Source organism: Pyxidicoccus caerfyrddinensis (genome assembly GCF_010894405.1).
In the GTDB taxonomy this organism is placed as follows: domain Bacteria; phylum Myxococcota; class Myxococcia; order Myxococcales; family Myxococcaceae; genus Myxococcus; species Myxococcus caerfyrddinensis.
On record NZ_JAAIYA010000108.1, the window covers coordinates 1 to 1,040 of the forward strand.

The following is a 1,040-nucleotide window of genomic DNA, read 5'->3' on the forward strand; positions in this document are numbered from 1 at the left end:
GGAGAGCAGGGCGGGGAAGATTTCGGAGACGGAGGCGTCGAAAGCGGAAGAGAAGAACTGGAGCAGGCGTCGGCCGGGCCCCAGGTCCATGAAGGCAATGGTTTCCCGAGCGGTGTTGCACAGGCCGAGGTGGCGCAGCAGGGTGCCCTTGGGACGGCCGGTGGAGCCTGAGGTGTAGATGACGTAGGCGAGGTTGTCGGGCAGCACGCGCACGTCGGGGGCATGCGTGGGCTGGCGGGAGATGAGCGAGTCCCACTCGGAGTCGATGAGGGCGAGCAGCTCACTCTGCACGGGCAGCTCGTCGGCGAGCTTCTCCTGGGTGAGGAGGACGGGAGGACGCGCATCGCGCAACATGAAGGCGAGCCGCTCGGTGGGGTAGGAGGGGTCGAGGGGGAGCCAGGCGCCGCCGGCCTTGAGGACGGCGAGGATGGAGACGACGAGCTCCAGCGAGCGCTCGACGCACAGTCCGACGAGGACTTCGGGGCCGACGCCCAGTGAGCGCAGATGGTGCGCCAGTTGGTTGGAGCGCTCATCGAGCTGGCGGTACGTCAGGGTCCGCTCGCCCATCTGGAGGGCGTGCGCATCAGGGGTGCGCCGCACCTGGGCTTCGAAGAGGTGGTGGGCGCACGTGTCCTGCAGTTCCGCGTGCGTGTCGTTCCACTCCACGAGGACGCGCTGCCGCTCGGCGTCGGAGAGCAGGGGCAGGGAGGACAGGCGTGTGTCGGGGTGGGCGACAGCCGCCTCCAGCAGCACCTGCAGATGCTCCAGGAGCCGGGCCATGGTCTGCGCTTCGTACAGGTCGGTGTTGTAGTCGCAGGTGCAGGCCAGTCCTTCTGCGCCTTCCTGGATGGAGAGGGTGAGGTCGAACTTCGCGGCGCCGGTGACGCTCTCCGCGCCACGGAAGGTGAGCCCCGGCACGCGCAGCTCGATGGTCGGGGTGTTCTGCAGCACGAGCTTCACCTGGAAGATGGGGGCGTGGGCGAGGCTGCGCTCGGGGTTGAGCACGCGCACCAGCTCTTCGAAGGGGACGTCCTGATGCG

The 1,040-nt window shown here is 68.5% G+C and carries 1 protein-coding gene; it reads right to left on the reverse strand.

The annotated features are described in order from the left end of the window. A partial coding sequence (locus G4D86_RS51705) for an AMP-binding protein (protein WP_164003093.1) occupies window positions 1–1,040 on the reverse strand: 1,040 nt, incomplete at both ends.